Annotated in this window: 19 protein-coding genes; 9 read left to right on the top strand and 10 right to left on the bottom strand. The window is 60.6% G+C overall.

The features are described 5' to 3' along the window. Positions 1-33 precede the first annotated feature (33 nt). Positions 34-774, bottom strand: coding sequence for a 16S rRNA (uracil(1498)-N(3))-methyltransferase (locus KXD86_RS07255; protein WP_218635373.1), 741 nt, complete (start codon positions 772-774; stop codon positions 34-36). A 15-nt stretch (positions 775-789) separates the two neighbouring features. Beyond that, positions 790-2,139: an adenosylmethionine--8-amino-7-oxononanoate transaminase gene (locus KXD86_RS07250; RefSeq protein ID WP_218635372.1), complete on the bottom strand. Its 1,350-nt coding sequence runs from the start codon at positions 2,137-2,139 to the stop codon at positions 790-792. 170 nt (positions 2,140-2,309) lie between these two features. Between KXD86_RS07250 and KXD86_RS07245 the strand changes: the two genes are divergently transcribed. Beyond that, the gene (locus tag KXD86_RS07245; RefSeq protein WP_218635371.1) at positions 2,310-2,798 is read left to right on the top strand and encodes a DUF2505 domain-containing protein; all 489 of its coding nucleotides are present in this window, start codon (positions 2,310-2,312) and stop codon (positions 2,796-2,798) included. 8 nt (positions 2,799-2,806) lie between these two features. Here the strand turns inward: KXD86_RS07245 and KXD86_RS07240 are convergent, their stop codons facing one another. From KXD86_RS07240 to KXD86_RS07230, 3 genes are all read right to left on the bottom strand, one after another. Beyond that, positions 2,807-3,553, bottom strand: a complete 747-nt coding sequence (locus KXD86_RS07240; protein WP_228739343.1) for an amino acid ABC transporter ATP-binding protein — start codon at positions 3,551-3,553, stop codon at positions 2,807-2,809. A gap of 13 nt (positions 3,554-3,566) precedes the next feature. After that, positions 3,567-4,238 carry an amino acid ABC transporter permease gene (locus KXD86_RS07235; protein WP_218635370.1) on the bottom strand — a complete coding sequence of 224 codons (672 nt, stop codon included), beginning with the start codon at positions 4,236-4,238 and terminating at the stop codon, positions 3,567-3,569. 91 nt (positions 4,239-4,329) lie between these two features. Then, positions 4,330-5,088, bottom strand: a complete 759-nt coding sequence (locus KXD86_RS07230; RefSeq protein WP_218635369.1) for a transporter substrate-binding domain-containing protein — start codon at positions 5,086-5,088, stop codon at positions 4,330-4,332. A 303-nt stretch (positions 5,089-5,391) separates the two neighbouring features. Here KXD86_RS07230 and KXD86_RS07225 point away from each other — a divergent pair, with 303 nt between their 5' ends. Further along, entirely contained in the window at positions 5,392-6,927 is a 1,536-nt protein-coding gene (locus tag KXD86_RS07225) for an arylsulfatase (protein ID WP_228739341.1), read from the top strand. A 126-nt stretch (positions 6,928-7,053) separates the two neighbouring features. Here KXD86_RS07225 and metF read toward each other — a convergent pair whose 3' ends face one another. The 4 genes from metF to KXD86_RS07205 all read right to left on the bottom strand — a co-directional run bounded on the left by metF (position 7,054) and on the right by KXD86_RS07205 (position 11,740). After that, positions 7,054-7,923, bottom strand: coding sequence for a methylenetetrahydrofolate reductase [NAD(P)H] (gene metF / locus KXD86_RS07220; RefSeq protein ID WP_218635368.1), 870 nt, complete (start codon positions 7,921-7,923; stop codon positions 7,054-7,056). Positions 7,924-7,936: 13 nt separating this feature from the next. Then, positions 7,937-9,331 (bottom strand): adenosylhomocysteinase, encoded by a 1,395-nt coding sequence (ahcY, locus tag KXD86_RS07215; RefSeq protein ID WP_218635367.1) that lies wholly within the window; start codon positions 9,329-9,331, stop codon positions 7,937-7,939. Positions 9,332-9,395: 64 nt separating this feature from the next. Next, positions 9,396-10,586 carry a methionine adenosyltransferase gene (gene metK / locus KXD86_RS07210; RefSeq protein WP_218635366.1) on the bottom strand — a complete coding sequence of 397 codons (1,191 nt, stop codon included), beginning with the start codon at positions 10,584-10,586 and terminating at the stop codon, positions 9,396-9,398. 152 nt (positions 10,587-10,738) lie between these two features. Further along, positions 10,739-11,740 (bottom strand): ArsR/SmtB family transcription factor, encoded by a 1,002-nt coding sequence (locus KXD86_RS07205; protein WP_218635365.1) that lies wholly within the window; start codon positions 11,738-11,740, stop codon positions 10,739-10,741. A gap of 225 nt (positions 11,741-11,965) precedes the next feature. On the opposite strand from KXD86_RS07205, the gene tkt reads away from it, so the two are divergent. The 6 genes from tkt (at position 11,966) to KXD86_RS07175 (ending at position 18,985) form a co-directional block, all read left to right on the top strand. After that, on the top strand, positions 11,966-13,966 hold the full coding sequence (gene tkt / locus KXD86_RS07200; RefSeq protein WP_218635364.1) for a transketolase: 2,001 nt from the start codon (positions 11,966-11,968) through the stop codon (positions 13,964-13,966). Continuing rightward, positions 13,966-15,000 (top strand): type I glyceraldehyde-3-phosphate dehydrogenase, encoded by a 1,035-nt coding sequence (locus tag KXD86_RS07195; protein WP_218635363.1) that lies wholly within the window; start codon positions 13,966-13,968, stop codon positions 14,998-15,000. Before tkt ends, KXD86_RS07195 begins: the two co-directional genes overlap by 1 nt. Positions 15,001-15,029: 29 nt before the next feature. Next, the gene (locus KXD86_RS07190; protein WP_218635362.1) at positions 15,030-16,190 is read left to right on the top strand and encodes a phosphoglycerate kinase; all 1,161 of its coding nucleotides are present in this window, start codon (positions 15,030-15,032) and stop codon (positions 16,188-16,190) included. Positions 16,191-16,256: 66 nt separating this feature from the next. Next, on the top strand, positions 16,257-17,321 hold the full coding sequence (fba, locus tag KXD86_RS07185; RefSeq protein WP_218635361.1) for a class II fructose-bisphosphate aldolase: 1,065 nt from the start codon (positions 16,257-16,259) through the stop codon (positions 17,319-17,321). A gap of 293 nt (positions 17,322-17,614) precedes the next feature. Further along, positions 17,615-18,610, top strand: a complete 996-nt coding sequence (locus tag KXD86_RS07180; RefSeq protein WP_218636760.1) for a DnaJ C-terminal domain-containing protein — start codon at positions 17,615-17,617, stop codon at positions 18,608-18,610. Between the two features lie 15 nt (positions 18,611-18,625). Next, positions 18,626-18,985, top strand: coding sequence for a chaperone modulator CbpM (locus KXD86_RS07175; RefSeq protein WP_218635360.1), 360 nt, complete (start codon positions 18,626-18,628; stop codon positions 18,983-18,985). A 16-nt stretch (positions 18,986-19,001) separates the two neighbouring features. On the opposite strand, the gene KXD86_RS07170 is transcribed toward KXD86_RS07175, so the two are convergent. Next, the gene (locus tag KXD86_RS07170; protein WP_218635359.1) at positions 19,002-19,175 is read right to left on the bottom strand and encodes a DUF6435 family protein; all 174 of its coding nucleotides are present in this window, start codon (positions 19,173-19,175) and stop codon (positions 19,002-19,004) included. A 257-nt stretch (positions 19,176-19,432) separates the two neighbouring features. On the opposite strand from KXD86_RS07170, the gene KXD86_RS07165 reads away from it, so the two are divergent. After that, entirely contained in the window at positions 19,433-21,373 is a 1,941-nt protein-coding gene (locus KXD86_RS07165; RefSeq protein WP_218635358.1) for a methyl-accepting chemotaxis protein, read from the top strand. Positions 21,374-21,396 lie beyond the last annotated feature (23 nt).

Below are 21,396 nucleotides of genomic sequence, written 5' to 3'. Positions count from 1 at the left end.
CTTGGGTGCCAGTCTGAGACGGCGTTACGGCCGCTAGGCCGATTCGCCCAGATCTCCCCACAGCCACTGGCACAGGGCCATGGCCGCTACCGGAGCGGTTTCGGTCCTGAGCACGCGAGGTCCGAGTGCCACGGGCAGGAAGCCGTCATTCTCGGCCAGGGCAATTTCGTCTGCGGTCAGGCCGCCCTCCGGACCAATCATCAGGGCGATGCGGCCGGGCTTTGCCATGGTGGTGAGGGACTGTTCCGTGCGGTGATGGAGCACCAGCCGGATGTCGCAGTCACGGCTGTGTTCCAGCCATTGCGGCACGGTCATCACGGGCAGGATGTCAGGAACCCTGGCCCGGCCGCACTGTTCGGCGGCACTGACGGCCACCGACTGCCAGTGTCGCAGGCGTTTGTCTTCCCGGTCCCCTTTGAGCTTCACATCGCACCGCTCGGTGGTGAGAGGCACAATGCGGGTGACGCCCATCTCCACCGCTTTCTGAACGGCATAGTCCATGCGATCCCCCTTGGACAGGGTCTGGCCAAGGACAATTTCCAGTGGTGATTCGGTGGTGTTGGGCTCCGGCTGTCCCACCAGCACTTCCACATGCTTCTTGCCGGCGGCGGTGATAGTGGCGGGGTAGTCCTGGCCGTCGCCGTTGAACAGGCTCAGTTCCTGTCCCGGCTGCATGCGCAGCACCCGCCCGACGTGCTGGGCGGCGTTGTCGTCCAGCTCGGCAGTGGCGCCGCTGTTCAGCGGCGAGTCGGTATAGATTCTGGGGATGCGCATGCCTGTGTACCCTGGTCAGTCCCGAACGGCAATCTCGATGCCCTCGGTCGCGACCTGTGCCAGATGACGGATCTGGTCTTCGGTGATGACGTAAGGCGGCATGAAGTAAACCACATTACCCAGGGGGCGAAGCAAGGCCTGACGCGTCAACGAGTGCTGGTACACCCGAATGCCGCGGCGTTCCTGCCAGGGGAAGGGCGTTTTGGAGGCCTTGTCCTTGACCATCTCCACCGCCAGGGTCATGCCGTGCTGTCGGATGTCGCCGACATTGGGGTGATCGGCCAGGTGTGCCACGGAATCCGCCATGCAGGCGGAGAGCTGCCGATTGTTCTCAATGACGTTGTCGTCCCGGAAGATGTCCAGCGTCGCCAGTGCCACGGCACAGCCGATGGGGTTGCCCGTGTAGCTGTGGGAATGCAGGAAGGCTTTCAGGGTCTCGTAGTCGTCGTAGAACGCGTTGTAGACGTTGTCGGTGGTCAGGACCACGGACAGCGGCAGGTAGCCTGCGGTCAGGCCCTTGGACAGGCACATGAAGTCCGGGGTGATGCCGGACTGTTCACACGCGAACAGGGTGCCGGTGCGGCCAAAGCCGACGGCTATCTCGTCGGCAATCAGGTGTACGCCGTAGCGATCGCAGGCTTCGCGCAGTTTGGTGTGGTAGATCGGGTGGTGCATGCGCATGCCGCCGGCACACTGGATCAGCGGTTCAACCACCACGGCGCAGATTTCGTCGTGCTTCTCGGCGAGCAGCTTTTCCATGGCTTCGAACTGGCGCAGTGCGAAGGCCTCGTCGGTCTCGCCCGCCTCTTTGTTGAACGCGTCGGGGGAGGGCGCCGTCAGGACTTCCATCAGCAGGGGCTGGTAGGTGTCCTTGTACAGCGCCACGTCGCCCAGGGCCAACGCCCCGAGGGTTTCCCCGTGATAACTGTTGCTGAGGTTCACGAAGTTCTTTTTGCCGGGCCGCCCGTGGTTCTTCCAGTAGTGGAAGCTCATCTTGAGTGCGGCTTCAATCGCCGAGGAGCCGTTGTCGGCGTAGAAGCACTTGTTCAGGCCTTCCGGAGTGACTTCAATCAGGCGCTCGGACAGATTCACCACCGGCTCATGGGTGAATCCCGCCAGGATGACGTGTTCCAGTTGGCTGATCTGTTCCTGTATGGCCGCGTTGATTCGCGGGTTGGCATGGCCGAACAGGTTGACCCACCAGGAGCTGACGGCATCGATGTACCGGTTGCTCTCGAAATCTTCCAGCCAGACGCCCTCGCCCCGTTTGATGGGGACCAGGGGCAGCGTTTCGTGGTCTTTCATCTGGGTGCAGGGGTGCCACACGGACTTGAGGCCGCGGGCCACGAGGTCGGCATTGCGCATGGTGAATCTCCGGTCTGGCTGTCAGTTTCAAAATATCGGCTGTTAACCTGAGCGGATATTACAGTTAACGGCGTGAGCTGGCCACCTTGCCAGACGCCTCTGACCTGCCGGCCAATGCCGTTACGCCTTCCCGCATCGGACAATCGAAAGAGTCATCACTGGAGGTCATTATGGAGCTTGAACTGAAACACCCCTACGAGGCCGGGCTCGAACAGGTCCTCGGTACTTTTTTCAACAGGGACCGGATTCTGGAAAAGAATGCCCGAATGGGATCCCGTAATGTTCGCGTTTCGGAGCTGGTGCGGGACGACGCATCGGCCAAGTTGGTGATTGAACGTCAGGTCACGAGCTCGACCGATGTGCCTGGCGTTCTCGCCAGTTTCCACAAGGAATGGAACGAAGTCCGTCAGGAGGAGCACTGGTTTCGCAAGAGCGAGGACGAGTGGCACTGCGAGTTCCGGGTGCGCATCGAAGGCGTGCCGGCGAAGATCCAGGGCATGATGAAGCTGCAGGGTGACAGTCAGTCCTGCACGAATCACGTCAACCTGAAGGTGCGGTGCGATGTGCCGTTACTGGGGAAGAAAATTGCCCGGTTCCTGGCGGATGATTCCCACGCCAAAATTGAACGTGAGTATCAAACCACCCGCCAGTTACTCTGAGAGTGTGGTCAGTGGGCGAGAACCCGGGACAGGAACGCCTGGGTACGCTCATTCTGAGGGTTGTCGAACACCTCGTCCGGCTTGCCTTGTTCCACAATCTGGCCTTCGTGGATGTATATCACCCGGTCGGCCACCTCTCGGGCAAAGCCCATTTCGTGGGTCACCACCATCATGGTCATTCCTTCCTTGGCCAGTTCACGCATGACGTCCAGCACTTCACCGATCATTTCCGGATCAAGCGCCGATGTTGGCTCATCGAACAGCATCAGGCGCGGTTCCATGGCCAGCGCCCGGGCGATGGCCACGCGCTGCTGCTGGCCGCCGGATAGCTGGCTGGGGTACTTGTCGGCCTGATTGCCGATGCCGACCCGGTTCAGCAGCCGTTCGGCGGTGGCGTTGGCGACGGTGTCCGAGGTGTCCTTGACCTTTTTGGGCGCCAGCATGATGTTCTTCTTCACCGTCAGGTGCGGGAACAGGTTGAATTGCTGGAACACCATGCCCACTTCCTTGCGGATTTCCGCCAGGGATTTCGGGTTGCCGCTTTTCGGGGCCAGCGGGTGTCCGTCAACCTTGAGATGGCCGGATTCAAACTCTTCCAGCCCGTTGACGCAGCGGATCAGGGTCGACTTGCCGGAGCCGCTGGCGCCGATGATGACCACCACCTCGCCCTTGGCGACGGTCAGGTCAATGTCTTTCAGGACATGCAGCTTGCCGAAGTGCTTGTTCATGCCCTTCATTTCTACGATATCAGTCATGATCAGCTTTCCTTCAGACAGAGGCCAGTCCACGCCGCTCAACGAAGCGGAGGATCAGGGACAAGGACAGGGTGATGGCGAGATACATGATCGCGACCACAAAATACACCTCGAACGCCGTGAAGGTATTGGCAATGTAGATCTGGCCCTGGCGGACCAGTTCGCCGACACCGATGACCGAGAACAGCGAGGTGTCCTTGATGCTGACGATGGCCTGGTTGCCCAGTGGTGGGATCATGCGGCGGAAGGCCTGCGGCCAGACGATGGACCAGAAGGTCTGGCTCCGGGACAGGCCCAGGGAGAGTCCGGCCTCGGTCTGGCCCTTGTCGATGGACTGAACGCCACCGCGAACCACTTCCGAGATGTAGGCGCCGGAATTAAGTGCAATCGCCGCAATGCCTGCGGTCAGCGGCTCGATAGGGCCGCCGATCAGATCGGGCAGGCCGTAGAAGATGAACAGGACCTGAACCAGGATGGGCGTGCCGCGAAATATTTCAATGTAGGCGGTTGCCGGCCAACGCAGGAACCATTTCTTGTTGATGCTCAGCAGGCCAAAGAAAATGCCCAGGGCAAAGCCGATGAGCAGGCCGCCAAACGAGATCAGCAGGGTGTAGGGAATCCCCTTGAGCAGAAAAGGGATAGAGTCGATGGCCGCTTGCCAATCGAACTGAAACTGGAATTCCACAGTGAGAATCTCCGAAGGGTTTTGCAATCAGGAGTCGCCGGGGTGTTGCCACCCCGGCGCAGGGAATCAGACCCGGTGGGTCCGGCTGCCCTTACATGCCTTCCGGCATCGGGCCAAACCATTTCTCGTAAATGGTCTTGTAGGTGCCGTCTTCCTTCATGGCAGCCAGGGCGTCGTTGACATCGTCAACCCACTCACTGCCTTCCTTGAGTGCAATGCCGTACTGCTGGCCTTCATACAGCTTGCCAACGGTCATGACCTTGCCTTCACCCTTGGTGCGGGCGAAGTAACCAACGTTCGGAGCGTCGTAGAAGACCGCATCAATGGCCCGTGACATCAGCGCCATGTACATGTCGGAACTGCCCGGATACGGGGTAACGCCGTCGTCCTGATCGAGGGTCTTCATCAGGTAATCGTAACTGGTGGACCCGATCTTGGTGCCGATCTTCTTGCCTTCGAGGTCTTCCAGCGTCTTCACGCTGTCCTCACCCTCGCGAACCAGAATGCGCAGACCGGAGTCGTAATACGGATCGGAGAAATCGACAATCTGCTCACGCTCTTCGGTGATGGTGATGCCGGCGATGGCGATGTCCACGTTACCGGTTTGCAGGGCGGGGATGATGCCGTTGAAATCCATGGTGTTGAGGTCGATTTCAAAGCCGGCCCGCTTGCCCACTTCGCGGATGATCTCCATGTCGAAACCGATCATCTCTCCGGTTTCCTGATCCATCATTTCAAACGGAACGAAACTCGGGTCAGTCACGACGCGCAGGGTCTCTGCGCTGACGGTTCCTGCGGCGACGGTGAGTGCCAGGCTGGCGCCAATGGTTTTCAGCCATTTTGTACTCATGCTTTCTCCTTTCGCTTTTTTATGATGCCCCGTCTGCCCGGTAAGGCAGGCCGACAATCACGGCTGGTGACTGTGAAAGCCGGGGAGCGTTAATGGAACTGCATCGCAGGGAGTTTAGCTGAATGATCAGCAATTTGCAGGCCAGGGCCCAAATGCGCGGAGGATCATGTCTGTAAAACGCGACGGCTAGCGGTCCATGCAGGGTGGTCTAAACTAAGCAGCGAGCGGGAGTTGGCCGCGGATCGTTCCAGGGTTTTTGTCCGAGTCGCTCCTGTAAAACTGGATTTGATGGAGACTGATGCAATGGAGATGTTTCGGATCGCCCTGGTGGCGTGCGCATTGATGTTCCTTTCACTGACGTCCGCCACCGCAGCGGATAAGCCCAATATCCTCATAATCTGGGGCGACGACGTTGGAATGTGGAATATCAGCGCCTATCACCGTGGGATGATGGGGGGCTCCACTCCCAATATCGACAGCCTTGCCACTGAAGGAATGATCTTCATGGATCATTATGCCCAGGCCTCCTGTACGGCGGGGCGGGCCGCCTTTATCACCGGGCAGTACCCAATCCGTACCGGCTTGACGACGGTCGGGCTCCCGGGGGCCAAGGAGGGGATCCAGGACAGTGATCCGACCCTCGCGCAGATGCTCAAGGACCATGGCTACGCCACCGGACAGTTTGGCAAGAACCACCTGGGCGATCGCGATGAGCATCTTCCTACCGCCCATGGCTTCGATGAATTCTACGGCATCCTCTACCACCTCAATGCCGGGGAGTACCCAGAGCAGTACGACTACCCCAAGGACGAAAAGGTGCTGGAGAAGTATGGGCTCAAGCAACGGGGTATCATCCACTCCAAGGCATTGCCGGATGGCACGCAGGAGATCAGGGACCTTGGCCCGTGGGGCCGGGAGGTGCAACGGAATCTTGACCAGGACGTGCTGGAGGAATCCAAGCGCTTCATCAAAAAGGCAGTCGATGACGACAAGCCGTTCTTCGTCTGGCACAACACCACCCGCATGCATTACCGCACCAACCTCAACGAGGAGTATGAGGGCAAGAGCGGTTACGGGCTCTACGCGGACGGCATGATGGAGCTGGATGACGACGTTGGCGAGCTGCTTGAGCTTCTCCAGGAGCTTGAGGTGGACGATAACACCATCGTGATGTTCTCAACCGATAACGGGGCCCCCTCCAATTCCTGGCCCGATGGTGGCAACCATCCCTTCCACGGCGAGAAGGGCGTGGGTGGCTGGGAAGGCGGTTTCCGCGTGCCGATGCTGGTGAAGTGGAAAGACAGGATTCCGGCCGCAACCCACACCGGGGAGTTCATGACCATGGAAGACTGGGTGCCCACACTGATGGCCTGGGTCGGCGACGATGACATCAAGGAAGACCTGCTTGATGGCATGGAGATCGGTGGGAAGGACTTCAAGGTCCACCTGGACGGTTACGACCAGAGCGACCTGCTTCTGAACAACGGCAAAAGCAAGCGCAAGGAGTTCTTCTACTTCACCGAGACGGTCTTCCATGGCATGCGCTATGGTGACTGGAAGCTCCTGTTCATCGATCAGGAAGAGTGGTTCCGGGCAGAACAGACGCCCCTGTCCACGCCGATCGTGATCAACCTGAAGCTGGACCCGTTCGAGCGTTTCATTGAAGCCCGGGGCTATGACGAGTGGGCCGAGAACCGGAGCTGGATTCTGGGACAGGCCGGGAAAGGCATTGGCAGGTTCGTTGAGACGTTCAAGGAATATCCGCCCAGCCAGAAAGGTATGTCGGTGCAGGTCACCAATCTCAGTGAGATGATCAATAACCAATCCATCAGCCGGTAGTCGGGATCGCTTCTGGCAGGATGGCAAAAAAAAGGCGCTGCCGAACACGCACGTGCGTGTCGGACAGCGCCTTTTTTGTGGCTGCCAGAACGCCCGGGCGGTACCGGGCCGCCTGGCCAGGCGCGATCAGAAGGAGATCTTCTCCCGCTCGCTGATGCCAAGGTTTTCCCAGATCCTGAGGCTGGGTTGCGCCTGGTTCAGCGTGTAGAAGTGCAGCCCGGGCGCGCCGGCGCTGAGCAGCTTCTCACACATGTTGGTGACCACTTCTTCGCCGAACTTGCGGATGCTGTCGGTGTCATCGCCGTAGGCTTCCAGCTGTTTGCGAATCCAGCGCGGAATCTCGGCGCCGCACATGTCGGAGAATCGAACCAGGTTGGAAAAGTTGACGATGGGCATGATGCCCGGCACCACCGGAATGGTGACGTCCATCTTTTCCAGCCGGTCGATGAAGTAGAAGTAGCTGTCCGCATTGAAGAAGTACTGGGTGATGGCGCTGTTGGCGCCGGCCTTCACCTTGCGGGCGAAGTTCTGCAGGTCCTCTTCGGCGTTGCGGGCCTGAGGGTGGAACTCCGGGTAGGCCGCCACTTCCAGGTTGAAGGTGTCGCCGCTGTGCTCCCGGATGAATTCCACCAGCTCGTTGGCGTAGCGCAGCTCGCCGGCCGCGCCCATGCCCGAGGGCATGTCGCCGCGCAGGGCAACGATCCGGTTGATCCCGTTTTCCCGGTACACATCCAGCAACTCACCGATTTCCTGGCGGGTGCCACCCACGCAGGACAGGTGAGGCGCGGTGGAGATGCCCTGCTTGTGCAGGTTGAGCACGGTTTCAATGGTGCGGTCCCGGGTGGAGCCGCCGGCCCCGAAGGTGACCGAGAAGAAATCCGGGTTCACCTCGGCCAGCTGACTGCGCACAGTCTGCAGCTTTTCCTTGCCCTGGTCGGTCTTGGGCGGGAAAAACTCGAAGCTGAAACGGCGCTTGAACTGTTTCTGACTTTGCATGGGGTCGGTCCGATCAGTACTTGTAGCTTTCCGGCTTGTACGGGCCTTCTACCGGTACACCGATGTATTTGGCCTGCTCCGGCGTCATCTTGGTGATCACGCCGCCAAAACCCTCGACCATGGCGCGGGCCACTTCCTCGTCCAGGTGCTTCGGCAGAACCTGAACATAAACGCCCTTCTCGCGGGCATCTTCCGGCAGGTCAGCGAACTTGCGCTCGAACAGGTACATCTGGGCCAGAACCTGGTTGGCAAAGGAGCCGTCCATGATCCGTGAAGGGTGACCGGTCGCATTGCCCAGGTTTACCAGGCGTCCTTCGGACAGCAGGATCAGGTGGTCGTTGGCGGCCTTGTCGCGATACACCACGTGCACCTGTGGTTTGACCTCGTCCCATTCCCAGTGCTTGCGCATATAGGCGGTGTCGATTTCGTTGTCGAAGTGGCCGATGTTGCAGACCACGGCGCCGCTCTTGAGTGCCTTGAGCATGTGCGCATCGCACACGTTCATGTTGCCGGTGGTGGTGACCAGCAGATCGGTATTCTGGAGCAGAGCACGGTCAACGCCGGCTTCGGTGCCAGTGTTCACGCCCTCAAGGTATGGAGACACCACTTCGAAGCCGTCCATGCACGCCTGCATGGCGCAGATCGGATCGGCCTCCGTGACTTTTACGATCATGCCTTCCTGGCGCAGGGATGCAGCGGATCCCTTGCCCACGTCGCCGTAGCCAATCACCAGTGCCTTCTTGCCGGCGAGCAGGTGGTCGGTGGCGCGCTTGATGGCGTCGTTCAGGCTGTGACGGCAACCGTACTTGTTGTCGTTCTTGGACTTGGTGACGGCGTCATTCACGTTGATGGCAGGCACCTTCAGGGTGCCGTCGCGCAGCATTTCCTGCAGGCGGTGCACACCGGTGGTGGTCTCTTCGGTGACACCGTGGCAGTTCGCCAGGATCTCCGGGTATTTTTCGTGGAGCAGCGCGGTCAGATCGCCACCGTCGTCCAGGATCATGTTCGGCTCCCAGCCGTCCACGTCGGCACCAACGGTGCGCTCGAGGCACCAGTCGTATTCCTCGTCGGTCTCGCCCTTCCAGGCAAACACCGGAATGCCCTGGGCGGCGATTGCGGCAGCCGCCTGGTCCTGGGTGGAGAAGATGTTGCAGGAAGACCAGCGCACGGACGCACCCAGTTCGATCAGCGTTTCGATCAGCACGGCGGTCTGGATGGTCATGTGGATGCAGCCCATGATGTTGGCGCCTTTCAGCGGCTGCTCGGCCTTGTACTTATTGCGCAGGGCCATCAGGGCAGGCATCTCGCCCTCGGCGATGTTGATTTCCTTGCGGCCCCAGCCGGCAAGGGAAATATCGCGGACTTTGTAGTCGTCAAATTGGTTCAGCTTTTCTGCCGGAGTGCTCATGGATGTTCTCCTGTCAGTCATTTGGGCTTGGGCGCATGCCTTTTGTCATACGCCCGAAACCGAATTAGATACCAGCGGCGTCTTTCAGTGCGGCCGCGCGGTCGGTCTTCTCCCACGGGAATGCAGTAAAGGACTTGCCGCCAACGGTCATCTCGAATGGCTCGCGGCCAAAGTGGCCGTAGGCTGCTGTGGCCCGGTACATCGGGTGCAGCAGGTCGAGCATGTTGGTGATGGCGTACGGGCGCAGGTCGAAGTGCTCACGTACCAGCTGGATGATCTTGTCGTCGCTGATCTTGCCCGTGCCAAACGTGTTCAGGGAGATGGACGTGGGCTGTGCGACACCGATGGCGTAGGACACCTGGATCTCGCACTTGTCGGCCAGTCCGGCAGCCACGATGTTCTTGGCAACGTACCGGCCAGCGTAGGCGGCGGAACGGTCAACCTTGGACGGGTCCTTGCCAGAGAAGGCGCCACCGCCATGCCGCGCCATGCCGCCGTAGGTGTCCACGATGATCTTCCGGCCGGTCAGGCCGCAGTCGCCTACCGGGCCACCGATCACGAACTTGCCGGTCGGGTTGATGTGGAACTGGGTGTCCTTGTGCAGCAGTTCAGCGGGCAGCACGTTCTTGACGATCAGCTCCATCACGGCTTCCTTCAGATCGGCCTGGGTCACGTCTTCGTCGTGCTGGGTGGACAGAACCACGGCATCGATGCCGGAGACCTTGCCGTTCTCATAGCGGCAGGTGACCTGGCTCTTGGCATCCGGACGCAGCCAGGGCAGCAGGCCGCTCTTGCGGGCTTCGGCCTGGCGCTCGACCAGCCGGTGGGCAAAGGTGATCGGCGCCGGCATGAGTACGTCGGTTTCGTTGCTGGCGTAGCCGAACATCAGGCCCTGGTCGCCTGCGCCCTGATCTTCCGGCTTCTGGCGATCCACGCCCTGGGCGATGTCGACAGACTGTTTGCCGATGATGTTGATCACGCCGCAGGTGTCGCCGTCATAGCCGACTTCGGAGGAGGTGTAGCCGATGTCCTTGATCACACCACGCACCAGATCTTCCAGGTCCACCCACGCGCTGGTGGTGATCTCACCACCGACAATGGCAACACCGGTCTTTACCATGGTTTCGCAGGCAACCCGGGCGTGGGGGTCGTCGGTCAGGATGGCGTCCAGAACCGCGTCAGAAATCTGGTCCGCGAGTTTGTCCGGGTGGCCCTCGGAAACCGACTCGGAAGTGAAGATGTTGTAGTCAGCCATAGCGTTGCTCCTCGTTGAGCGATTCAAATTCGTGCCGGTGGGTGTCAAAAATGACAGGTGCCGGCGCCAGCTTGGTTAGTGTGTGCGGGTGTACGTAGAACTACGTACACCTATATCAATGTTTTTTGATATTCCTGTTCGGCAGTCCCGTTTCAGGGCTGGGCCGTTGTCTTCCAGAATTCCCGGACCTGCACCTGGAAACCGTTGCGCAGGCCGATAAACAGTTGTTCCCCGGCACTCAGGCCGGCCTCTGCCGCCCAGGCCGTCAGCTCCTCCGGCTCGAAGCCAAGCCAGAGATCGCCGCAGTTTTCCTTGGCCCAGTCCTGATCGTGGCTGCACAGTTCACTGATCACGAAGCAGCCCCCGTTGTTCATCAGGGCCGCCGCGTCCAGGAAGATGTCCGCCGGGCTGGGCACGTGGTGCAACACCATGTTGGCGACCACAAGGTCGAACGCATCGCCCCGGGCGAGCAGGGTGTCCGTCACGCCCTCAATCATGTCCACGTTGTTCAGCCGTTCTTCGATGCAGGTCCGGGTGGCTTTGGCGAGCATGTCCCGGCTGTTATCCAGCGCGACCACATGACCGGATAGCTCAGACAGGACCTTCAGGAAGGCTCCTTCGCCCGGACCGATTTCCAGGCTCGTCTGCCACGACTGTTTGGACGCCCGCTTGCGCAGCAGCTCCGCTACCGGTTCGGCGTACAGGTCGAAGGCAGCAATCAGCTCCTGCTGCTCCCGGAACTGTTCCGCGTGCCGGGCAAAGAACACCTGCGACTGGTCCGCCCGCTGGGTCCGGATGGCCTCGATCTTCTCCTGCAGATGGCCTGGCAGGGGCACCTTGTCCACCGTTTCAAAGATCTGGCGGATGGTCTGGTCCGTCAGTTTGTCGCTGTCCAGGTGCAGGGGGCGACGGTAAAAAATGGCGTTGCCTTCACGCTGCGGTTCCAGCAGGCCGGCCTTGTGCATCACCTTCAGGTGGTGGCTCATGCCGGACTGGCGCATCTCGAACAACTGGCTCAGTTCCAGTACGCCGAAGGTATCCCGGCGCAGCACACGCAGGATCTCCAGGCGCAGGGGGTCGCCGCTCGCCTTGAAGATCGGAGCCAGGGCGTCCACCGAGGACAGGTCAGTCGCGTGTGCATTCATGGATGTCATGGTTGCGAAGTGTAGGTCGGTTCCGGTGGTCAATCAATAGCCATATCAAAAAATTTTGATATAGATTTATCATTCTTTGAAATCAGGTCGTTTCGGGAATCCACAGGGGCAGTTTTCACCAATCCCCACATACCGATTTGCCCCGGCACACAGTAATCGGCGAAAATACGCGCCTCTTTTTTAGACAGTCCGAATTCTTTCCCGAAAAACACTGGAGAAACGTCAATGCCGTCCCGTAAAGATCTCGCCAACGCCATTCGCGCGCTGAGCATGGATGCGGTTCAGAAAGCCAAGTCCGGCCACCCGGGTGCGCCCATGGGTATGGCGGATATCGCCGAGGTACTGTGGAACGACTACCTGAGCCACAACCCGGCCAACCCTCAGTGGGCCAACCGTGACCGCTTCGTGCTGTCCAACGGTCACGGCTCCATGCTGCAGTATTCACTGCTGCACCTGAGCGGGTACGACGTTTCCATTGATGATCTCCAGAATTTCCGCCAGCTGCATTCCAAGACCCCGGGTCACCCGGAGTACGGCTACACCCCGGGCGTTGAAACCACGACCGGCCCGCTGGGCCAGGGCATCGCCAATGCCGTCGGGTTTGCGATTGCCGAAAAGGCGATGGCCGCGCAGTTCAACCGCCCTGGCCACGAAATTGTGGATCACTACACCTACGCTTTCCTCGGTGATGGCTGCCTGATGGAGGGCATCTCCCACGAGGTGTCGTCACTGGCCGGTACCCTGGGCCTCGGCAAACTGATCTTCTTCTACGACGACAACGGCATTTCCATTGACGGTGAGGTTGACGGCTGGTTCACCGACAATACCCCGCAGCGTTTCGAATCCTACGGCTGGCAGGTCATTCCCGCCGTTGACGGGCACGATCCGGACGCCATCCGCGCGGCGATCGAAGCGGGCCGCGCCAACACCGAGCAGCCGACCCTGATCTGCTGCAAGACCATCATCGGCTTCGGCTCGCCGAACAAACAGGGCAAGGAAAGCTGCCACGGCGCGCCGCTGGGCGACGACGAAATTGCCCTGACTCGCGAGCAACTGGGCTGGCACCACGGTGCGTTCGAGATCCCGTCGGAAATTGCGGCGGCCTGGAATGCGCGCGAGAAAGGTGCCGCGGCCCAGTCCGAGTGGGAGCAGAAGTTCGCGGCCTATGAAAAAGCTGAGCCCGAGTTGGCGGCCGAGTTCAAGCGCCGGATGGCGGGTGAACTGCCTGCGGACTTCTCTGAGAAGGCCCAGGCCTATATCCAGGAGTGTCAGGACAAGGGCGAAACCATCGCCAGCCGCAAGGCCTCCCAGAACACCCTGAACGCCTACGGCCCGTTGCTCCCGGAACTGATGGGTGGCTCGGCCGACCTGGCCGGCTCTAACCTCACCATCTGGAGCGACACCAAGGGGCTGACCAAGGAAGACGCCAGCGGTAACTACATCTTCTACGGCGTGCGCGAGTTCGGCATGGCGGCGATCATGAACGGCATTGCCCTGCACGGCGGCTTCGTGCCCTACGGCGCGACCTTCCTGATCTTCATGGAATACTGCCGCAATGCCGTTCGCATGGCGGCGCTGATGAAGCAGCGTTCCATCTTTGTCTTTACTCACGACTCCATTGGCCTGGGTGAAGATGGCCCCACGCACCAGCCGGTCGAACAGCTGGCCAGCCTGCGCACCACCCCGAACATGAGCACCTGGCGCCCGGCCGACACCGTGGAATCCGCGGTGGCCTGGAAAGCGGCGCTTGAGCGCAAGGATGGCCCGACGGCCATGGTGTTCTCCCGTCAGGGCCTGCCGGCCCAGGCCCGTGATGCCCAGCAACTGGCCGATGTCGCCAAGGGCGGTTACGTGCTGTCCGACAGCGAAGGGACACCGGACCTGATCCTCATCGCCACCGGTTCGGAAGTGGCGCTGGCCCAGGATGCCGCCAGCAAACTGCGGGAGCAGGGCAAGAAGGTCCGTGTCGTGTCCATGCCGTCCACCGATGTGTTCGAGGCCCAGAGTGCGGCCTACAGGCAGCAGGTGCTGCCGCTGGAAGTGACCAACCGCATTGCCATCGAGGCCGCCATTGCTGACTACTGGTACAAGTACGTTGGCCTCGACGGTCGCGTTATCGGCATGACCACCTTTGGTGAGTCCGCGCCGGCGGGTGAGCTGTTCAAGGAATTCGGCTTCACCGTCGATAACATCCTCGAGGTGGCCTCCGAACTTCTGGACGCGTGATGACAGAGACCGCGCCGTTTCGCATCGCCATCAACGGGTACGGCCGAATCGGTCAGTGCGTGTTGCGGGCACTCTATGAAAACGGCTATCGCGACCACCTGCAGGTGGTCGCGATCAATGAGCTGTCGGATATCGACACCATTGCCCACCTGACGCGCTATGACTCCACCCATGGCCGGTTCCAGGGAGCCATTGACGTTGAAGGCAGCGATCTGATCGTGAACGGCGACCGGATCCGGATACTGAACCATCCGGACCCCGCAGACCTGCCGTGGCGCCTGTTGGACGTGGACCTGGTGCTGGAGTGCTCGGGCGCCTTCTCGGACCGGTCGACGGCGCAGAAGCACATCGATTCCGGCGCCGGGCACCTGCTGTTCTCCCAGCCCGCCGAATCCGATGTCGACCGTACCGTGGTCTTCGGCATCAACGACGGTGAACTGACCGGCAGCGATCAGATCGTCGCCGCCGGTTCCTGTACCACCAACTGCCTGGTCCCGGTGATCAAGGTGCTGGATGATGCCCTGGGCGTTGACTGGGGCACCACCACCACCATCCACGCCGCGATGAACGACCAGCCGGTAATCGATGCCTATCACCATCAGGATCTGCGCCGTACCCGTAGCGCCCTCCATAACATTGTGCCGGTCGAAACCGGGCTGGCCCGCGGGATTGAGCGTTTACTCCCGCACATGGAGGGGCGATTCAGCTCCGTGGCCATGCGGGTGCCAACCCTGAACGTGTCGGCCATCGATATGGTGGTTAATGTTCGCACCGCTACATCGGTGGACGCGGTTAACAAACTGTTAGAGGGCGCCGCAAAGGGTGCCTTAACCGGTATCCTTGGGTACACCGACGAGTTGCTCGCCAGCTCCGACTTCAACCACGACTCCCATTCCGGGGTGGTCGACGGCGGGCAGACGCGGGTAACCGGGGGCAACCTGGTGAAAGTATTGTGCTGGTTCGATAACGAGTGGGGTTTTGCGAACCGGATGCTCGATGTCAGCCGCTGTTGGCTGAGCAAGACTGACAACTGAATGACAGACCAAATCAAGGGAACAAGAGTATGGCCATCAAAAAGATGACTGACCTGAACCTCGCCGGCAAGCGGGTGCTGATCCGTGAAGATCTGAACGTGCCGGTCAAGGCCGGCAAGGTAACCAGCGATGCCCGCATCCGCGCATCCCTGCCGACCATAAAGGCAGCGCGAGACGCCGGCGCCAAGGTCATGTTGATGTCCCATCTTGGCCGTCCGGAAGAAGGTGTCTACGACGAGGCTTCCTCCATGAAGCCCGTGGCCGAGCACCTGTCCGGCATGTTGGGCCAGGACGTCCGCCTGATCACGGACTACCTCGACGGCGTCGAAGTGGCTGACGGCGAAGTGGTGCTGTTCGAGAACGTGCGTTTCAACAAGGGCGAGAAGAAGGACGATGAAGAATTGTCCAGAAAGTACGCCGCTCTTTGTGACGTCTATGTCATGGATGCCTTCGGTACGGCACACCGGGCCCAGGCCTCCACCCACGGCGTTGCCCGTTTTGCCCCGGAAGCCTGCGCCGGTCCGCTGCTCGCCGCGGAACTGGAAGCCCTGGGTAAGGCGCTGGACAACCCGGCCAAGCCGGTCGTTGCCATCGTCGGTGGATCCAAGGTGTCCACCAAGCTGGACGTGCTGAACGCCCTTGAAAAGGTGTGCGACCAGATCATCGTTGGTGGCGGCATTGCCAACACCTTCCTGGCCGCAGCCGGTCACCCGGTGGGTAAGTCCCTGTGCGAACACGATCTGGTGGATACCGCCAAAGACATTGCCGGCCGCGTGGAAATTCCGCTGCCGGTGGACGTTGTGGTTGCCAGTGAGTTTGCCGAGACCGCCACCGCCACAACGAAGAACATCTCGGACGTGTCCGACGACGACATGATCCTGGACGTTGGCCCCGAAACCGCCGGCAAGTTCGCAGACCTGCTCAAGAATGCGAAGACCATCCTGTGGAACGGTCCGGTCGGCGTGTTCGAATTTGACCAGTTCGGCAACGGCACCAAGGCACTGGCCAATGCCATTGCTGAGAGCGACGCCTTCTCCCTGGCCGGCGGTGGTGACACGGTGGCCGCCGTTGACAAATACGGCGTAGCCGACAAGATTTCGTACATTTCCACGGGCGGTGGCGCCTTCCTGGAGTTTGTGGAAGGGAAGACCCTGCCGGCTGTTGCAGTGTTGGAAGAGCGCGGCGCCTGAGCGTTTTCGCCAAAGCCTGCATACACGATTTTCGATTAATCAACGTCTAGACGAAGGAGACGATCCATGGCCCTGATTTCGATGCGGCAACTGCTGGATCACGCCGCCGAGCACGGTTACGGTGTGCCAGCCTTTAACGTGAACAACCTGGAACAGATGCGCGCCATCATGGAAGCGGCTGACAAGACCGACTCCCCGGTCATTGTTCAGGCCTCTGCCGGTGCCCGTAAATACGCCGGTGCGCCGTTCCTGCGCCACCTGATCCTCGCGGCCATTGAGGAATTCCCGCACATCCCGGTGGTTATGCACCAGGATCACGGCACCAGCCCGTCCGTGTGCCAGCGCTCCATCCAGCTGGGCTTCAGCTCCGTGATGATGGACGGCTCCCTCGGTGAGGACGGCAAGACGCCGACCGAGTACGATTACAACGTCGACGTGACCCGTCGCACCGTGGAAATGGCCCACGCCTGTGGCGTTTCCGTCGAAGGTGAGCTGGGTTGCCTGGGCTCCCTGGAGACGGGGCAGGCCGGTGAAGAGGACGGCATTGGCGCCGAAGGCACCCTGGATCACAGCCAGATGCTGACCGATCCGGAAGAGGCGGCCGACTTCGTACAGAAAACCCACGTCGATGCCCTCGCCATCGCCATCGGCACCAGCCACGGGGCTTACAAGTTCACCCGTCCGCCGACCGGTGACATTCTGGCCATTGACCAGATCAAGGCCATCCACGCCCGTATCCCGGACACCCACCTGGTTATGCACGGTTCCAGCTCCGTGCCCCAGGAGTGGCTGAAGATCATCAACGAGTTCGGTGGCGAGATTCCGGAAACCTACGGCGTTCCGGTCGAGGAGATCGTTGAGGGCATCAAGCATGGCGTTCGCAAGGTCAACATCGACACCGACCTGCGCCTCGCGAGCACCGGTGCCGTGCGCCGGTTCCTGGCACAGAATCGCGCCGAGTTCGATCCGCGCAAATTCCTGAAGGAAACCATGAAGGCCATGACCGAGGTCTGCATTGACCGCTACGAGGCCTTCGGCACCGCGGGCAACGCCAGCAAGATCAAGCCGATCAACCTGGAGCAGATGTTTGAGCGTTATGCCTCCGGCGAGCTGGATCCGAAAGTGAAGTAAGTTCCGGTGCTACTGCCCCCCTGCTTTAAGAGCTCGGGGGCAGAGCCCAGGACGAACAACCGTTCAGAAAACGCCCGTGAATACATCCCTGTAGGGCTTGGTCGCGCCATCCCTGGCACTCCACATTTCTGAACGGTTGCTCCCCCTGCGCTCTCTGAGCCTGATTTCCCGCCCCAGCTGATCTGTCTCAACTGAAAACAACACCAGCCTTGTAATTTCCCTCTCCTCATCAAATATTGTGTGTAGTAGCCGGACAATTCGACCGGACACAGGAAACTGTGGTGAGGATCAGAATGGACTTCAAAGACTATTACGCCGCGCTCGGTGTGAGCGAGTCTGCCTCCCCCGAGGACATCAAGAAGGCCTACCGGAAACTGGCCCGGAAATACCACCCGGACGTCAGTAAGGAAGAAGGCGCCGACGAAAAGTTCAAAGACGTTGGCGAGGCCTACGAGGTGCTGAAAGACCCCGAGAAACGGGCCGAATACGATCAGTTGCGCCGGTATGGCGCCCGCAGAGATGGTTCGTTTGAACCGCCCCCGGGATGGCAGAGTGCCTCCGGATTTGGCGGAGGCGGCTACACTGAAGCCGATGCCCGTCAGTTCAGTGACTTTTTTGAGGAGATCTTTGGCGGTGGCGGTCATGGTCATGCCCGAGGCTTTTCCCGCGGCGGGTTTGGTGCGACTGGCCGGACCGGAGGTTTTAACCAGAACATGCGCATTCGCGGTGAGGACGTTCACGCCCGGCTTGCGTTATTCCTGGAGGAGGTCTTCCACGGCTGCGAGAAACAGGTCTCCTTCACGGTTCATGAGCCGGACGAGCATGGCCGCCTGATGCCGCGCCAAAAGACCTTGAAGGTCAAAATCCCGGCCGGGATGCGGGAAGGCCAGCATCTGCGTCTGAAAGGGCAGGGTTCCCCGGGCAGCGGTGGCGGGGAGGCCGGTGACCTGCTGCTGGAAATTGAGCTGGCGCCGCACCCGACGTTTGCGGTCGAAGGTCGGGATGTCCTGGTTACCGTCCCCGTTACACCCTGGGAAGCGGCACTGGGCGCCAGTATCACCGTGCCCACAGTGGGGTCACGGGTGAACGTGAAAGTGCCCAAGGGGTCGTCCAGCGGTCGGAAGCTGCGGCTCAAGGGCAAGGGGTTCCCGGGCAAGCACCCGGGCGACCAGATAGTGGTTCTCCAGATTGTGATGCCGGAGCAGCACGCCCCGGACGCGGAAAAACTCTACAGGCAACTGGCGGAGGCGGAAAAGAGTTTCAATCCACGCAGTAGGCTGCACGTGTAATCATGGAGTAACGGCATGAGCAGAAACACAGAGACGCTGACGGTCGAGATTGTTGAGCCGCAGGCAACCTTCACGCTTCGTGAGATCTGCGAGCGGGGCGAGTGTCATGCAGAACTGGTCCTGAAAATGGTGAGTTACGGAATCATTGAGCCGGTTGAGGCTCCGGAAAGGGACGAAGTCCATAACTGGGAATTCGACCTTCCCGCTCTCCTTCGTCTTCAAAAGGCCATGCGGCTTCAGCGAGATCTGAAAATGAATCTGCCGGGGTTGGCCATGTCCCTGGAACTGCTCGATGAGGTGGAAACCATGCGACGGGAAATCGGCCGGCTACGGCAGCAGTTGGGCCAATTCTCACACGAGGAGGATCATGACTGACCGCTGAACCTGCGATTCACTTACCCTCGGAGAGTTTTTCGATTTCCGCGTAGATCTTCTCGGCCTCTTCCATCAAGGTGCCGTGGGTGCGCAGATCCCCGTTCCGCTGCGCGTGCAGCGCTTTCTCGAGTTTGTCCTCGTACGCCTTCTGCAGTTTTTTCTTGGGGTCGCCTTTCAAAAATCCCAGCATGGTCGTGCTCCGTCGGTCGGATGTTTTGAGTCTGTCCTGAAGAGGTACGGTACGCCTGTTCAATAGTTCACTTAACCCCCTGTGCAAGAATTTTTGCAAGAAGCCCTGCAACGGCCCGCACTGAAAACTGCAACAAAATCCTACATAAAAACGCTCCCCAATGGTCCGGGTTTTGCTAAAACTATGCGAGACCGACCGCACTGGACGCTGAAAACACACGCGAAGGAAACTGCAGTACTTACGTAGACGGAGTCCCTATGACCCCTCGTTTTTTGAAACAGCTGGCCACAAGCCGGCTGCTGAGGCCTGTTTTCCTGATACTGGTGATCGCCGGTCTGGCACAGGTGGTGGTCAGCCAGTGGCTGATTTCAAACCAGGTGGAGCGCCTGGTGGCGACTGCCGGGTCCGCGCTCGAGGCGAGCAGCGAGGATGTGAGTGAGTCGTTTGGGGAAACCCGGGAGGACGTCCGAAAACGTCTGCAGACCATGCGCGAGAAGACCATCGACGAACTGGCCAGTGAGCTGACCCGTCAGCAGACGGAGCAGCAGGAGCGGGTGGGAAGCAACGTTCGCACGGCGGTCATGGCGGAAGCCCAGGGGCTGGCTAACGTGCTGGCCGCGGTTGCAGCGCCTCTGATCTGGGACCGGGACGTTCCCCGCCTGACCGACCTGGTCGAGCTGGCGGATGCCCGGGAGTCGGTCCTGTTTGCCATCTATTACGACCAGTATGGCGAGCGCATGACCCGCTACGTGGACCGAACCGACGACCGGGTCCGCACCCTGATGGAGCAGGGTGAAGGCCGCGGTGCGGCAAATCGGGTCCTCGATGCGGCAAGCCGTGACCCCAATGTGGTGATCATTACCGCTGACATAAAGCCTCAGGGTTCTGCCATCGGGCAGCTTAAGCTTGGCCTGTCACTCGAGGGCATCAACCGCGACCTGGCCCAGCTCGAACAGGAATTCAGCGCCACCATCACCGGCAGCATTGAGGCCTCGCGCCAGACCCTGGAAGCCGAAACGGAGCAGGTCAATCAGCGACTACAGCAACAGCTGGCGGGCATGGGCGCGGATACCCAGGACCGAATCCAGGCCACCGTGGACTCCCTGAACAAGGAAGCCTCCAGTCTGGCGGCGAACCTTTCGATTCTGGCCATCGGCTCGGTGCTGGTGCTGATTGTTCTGGTCGCTGCCGTATTGGGTGGCGGCCTCTTGCCGCGGGTGCTTCGGTTGAGCTCGGCGATCTGGAGCATTGCGGACGGCGAGGCCGACCTGACGCGCCGGGTGTCCCTCAAAGGCCGGGATGAGCTGACCGAAATGGCGCGGGGCGTGAACCAGTTTATTGCGCGGATCCAGGAGCTGGTGTCCGATGTGAAAGCCTCGGCGGAGGCCGCGGCCGGTCAGGCCCGGGAGCAGGGGGAGATCAGCCGCGACGCAGTATCGGCGGTTAACCATCAGCAACGTGACGTGGCGGACGTCTCCGAGACCATGGCTGCGATGTCCCAAAGCATTGCCGAGGTCGCGGACAGCATTCAGGACGTGGCCGGATCGGTGCAGACCATTGGTGCGGAGAGTGAGGCTACCGCTGGAATTTCCCGGGACGTCCGGGAGCGGCTTGACGGCGTGGTGCGCAAGGTTGATTCGGCGGTGGCGGCGGTCAATGAACTCAACCATCAGAGCACGGAAATCAATTCGGTGCTGTCGGTGATCGGTGCCATCGCCGAGCAGACCAACCTGCTGGCGTTGAACGCGGCCATCGAAGCGGCGCGCGCGGGTGAGTCGGGGCGGGGATTTGCCGTGGTCGCCGACGAGGTTCGCACGCTGGCCAGCCGAACCCAGGAGTCCACCACCGAGATCGAGGCCATCATTGAACGCCTCCAGAGGGGCAGTCGCCAGGCCGTATCGGTCATCGACCAGGTGTCCGGTCAGGTTGCCGAGTCCTCCACGGAATTCCGCAAGGCCGACGAGCACTTCGAGCAGATCAACCAGTTATTGGGCAGCCTGCAGGACCGGGCATTGACGATCTCCTCGGTGGCCGAGGAGGAGGGACGGCACGCCGGCAAGGTCAGCGTCAGCGTGGAGGAGATTGCCAGGTCCTCGGAGGCCACGGTCGAGGCCATCCACCGCTCGGACAACGCCAGCCATCGCATCGGCGAGCTGCTGGCGGCGCTGCAGGCCAAGGCGTCGCAGTTCCGGGTGTAACCGAATGGGCGGGCCGCCCCGAC

It is taken from the genome of Marinobacter arenosus (genome assembly GCF_019264345.1).
Lineage (GTDB): Bacteria > Pseudomonadota > Gammaproteobacteria > Pseudomonadales > Oleiphilaceae > Marinobacter > Marinobacter arenosus.
The sequence above is the reverse complement of the archived record's forward strand: the minus strand, read 5'-3'. Positions and strand labels throughout refer to the sequence as shown.

What these genes read in the sequence shown, in the direction of transcription:
- KXD86_RS07170 (WP_218635359.1), bottom strand. Translation starts at nt 19,175, where the DNA reads ATGCTGGGATTTTTGAAAGGCGACCCCAAGAAAAAACTGCAGAAGGCG.
- metK (WP_218635366.1), bottom strand. Translation starts at nt 10,586, where the DNA reads ATGGCTGACTACAACATCTTCACTTCCGAGTCGGTTTCCGAGGGCCAC.
- KXD86_RS07195 (WP_218635363.1), top strand. Translation starts at nt 13,966, where the DNA reads ATGACAGAGACCGCGCCGTTTCGCATCGCCATCAACGGGTACGGCCGA.
- KXD86_RS07225 (WP_228739341.1), top strand. Translation starts at nt 5,392, where the DNA reads ATGGAGATGTTTCGGATCGCCCTGGTGGCGTGCGCATTGATGTTCCTT.
- KXD86_RS07165 (WP_218635358.1), top strand. Translation starts at nt 19,433, where the DNA reads ATGACCCCTCGTTTTTTGAAACAGCTGGCCACAAGCCGGCTGCTGAGG.
- KXD86_RS07245 (WP_218635371.1), top strand. Translation starts at nt 2,310, where the DNA reads ATGGAGCTTGAACTGAAACACCCCTACGAGGCCGGGCTCGAACAGGTC.
- fba (WP_218635361.1), top strand. Translation starts at nt 16,257, where the DNA reads ATGGCCCTGATTTCGATGCGGCAACTGCTGGATCACGCCGCCGAGCAC.
- KXD86_RS07230 (WP_218635369.1), bottom strand. Translation starts at nt 5,088, where the DNA reads ATGAGTACAAAATGGCTGAAAACCATTGGCGCCAGCCTGGCACTCACC.
- metF (WP_218635368.1), bottom strand. Translation starts at nt 7,923, where the DNA reads ATGCAAAGTCAGAAACAGTTCAAGCGCCGTTTCAGCTTCGAGTTTTTC.
- KXD86_RS07250 (WP_218635372.1), bottom strand. Translation starts at nt 2,139, where the DNA reads ATGCGCAATGCCGACCTCGTGGCCCGCGGCCTCAAGTCCGTGTGGCAC.
- KXD86_RS07175 (WP_218635360.1), top strand. Translation starts at nt 18,626, where the DNA reads ATGAGCAGAAACACAGAGACGCTGACGGTCGAGATTGTTGAGCCGCAG.
- KXD86_RS07240 (WP_228739343.1), bottom strand. Translation starts at nt 3,553, where the DNA reads ATGACTGATATCGTAGAAATGAAGGGCATGAACAAGCACTTCGGCAAG.
- KXD86_RS07255 (WP_218635373.1), bottom strand. Translation starts at nt 774, where the DNA reads ATGCGCATCCCCAGAATCTATACCGACTCGCCGCTGAACAGCGGCGCC.
- KXD86_RS07180 (WP_218636760.1), top strand. Translation starts at nt 17,615, where the DNA reads ATGGACTTCAAAGACTATTACGCCGCGCTCGGTGTGAGCGAGTCTGCC.
- ahcY (WP_218635367.1), bottom strand. Translation starts at nt 9,331, where the DNA reads ATGAGCACTCCGGCAGAAAAGCTGAACCAATTTGACGACTACAAAGTC.
- tkt (WP_218635364.1), top strand. Translation starts at nt 11,966, where the DNA reads ATGCCGTCCCGTAAAGATCTCGCCAACGCCATTCGCGCGCTGAGCATG.
- KXD86_RS07205 (WP_218635365.1), bottom strand. Translation starts at nt 11,740, where the DNA reads ATGACATCCATGAATGCACACGCGACTGACCTGTCCTCGGTGGACGCC.
- KXD86_RS07190 (WP_218635362.1), top strand. Translation starts at nt 15,030, where the DNA reads ATGGCCATCAAAAAGATGACTGACCTGAACCTCGCCGGCAAGCGGGTG.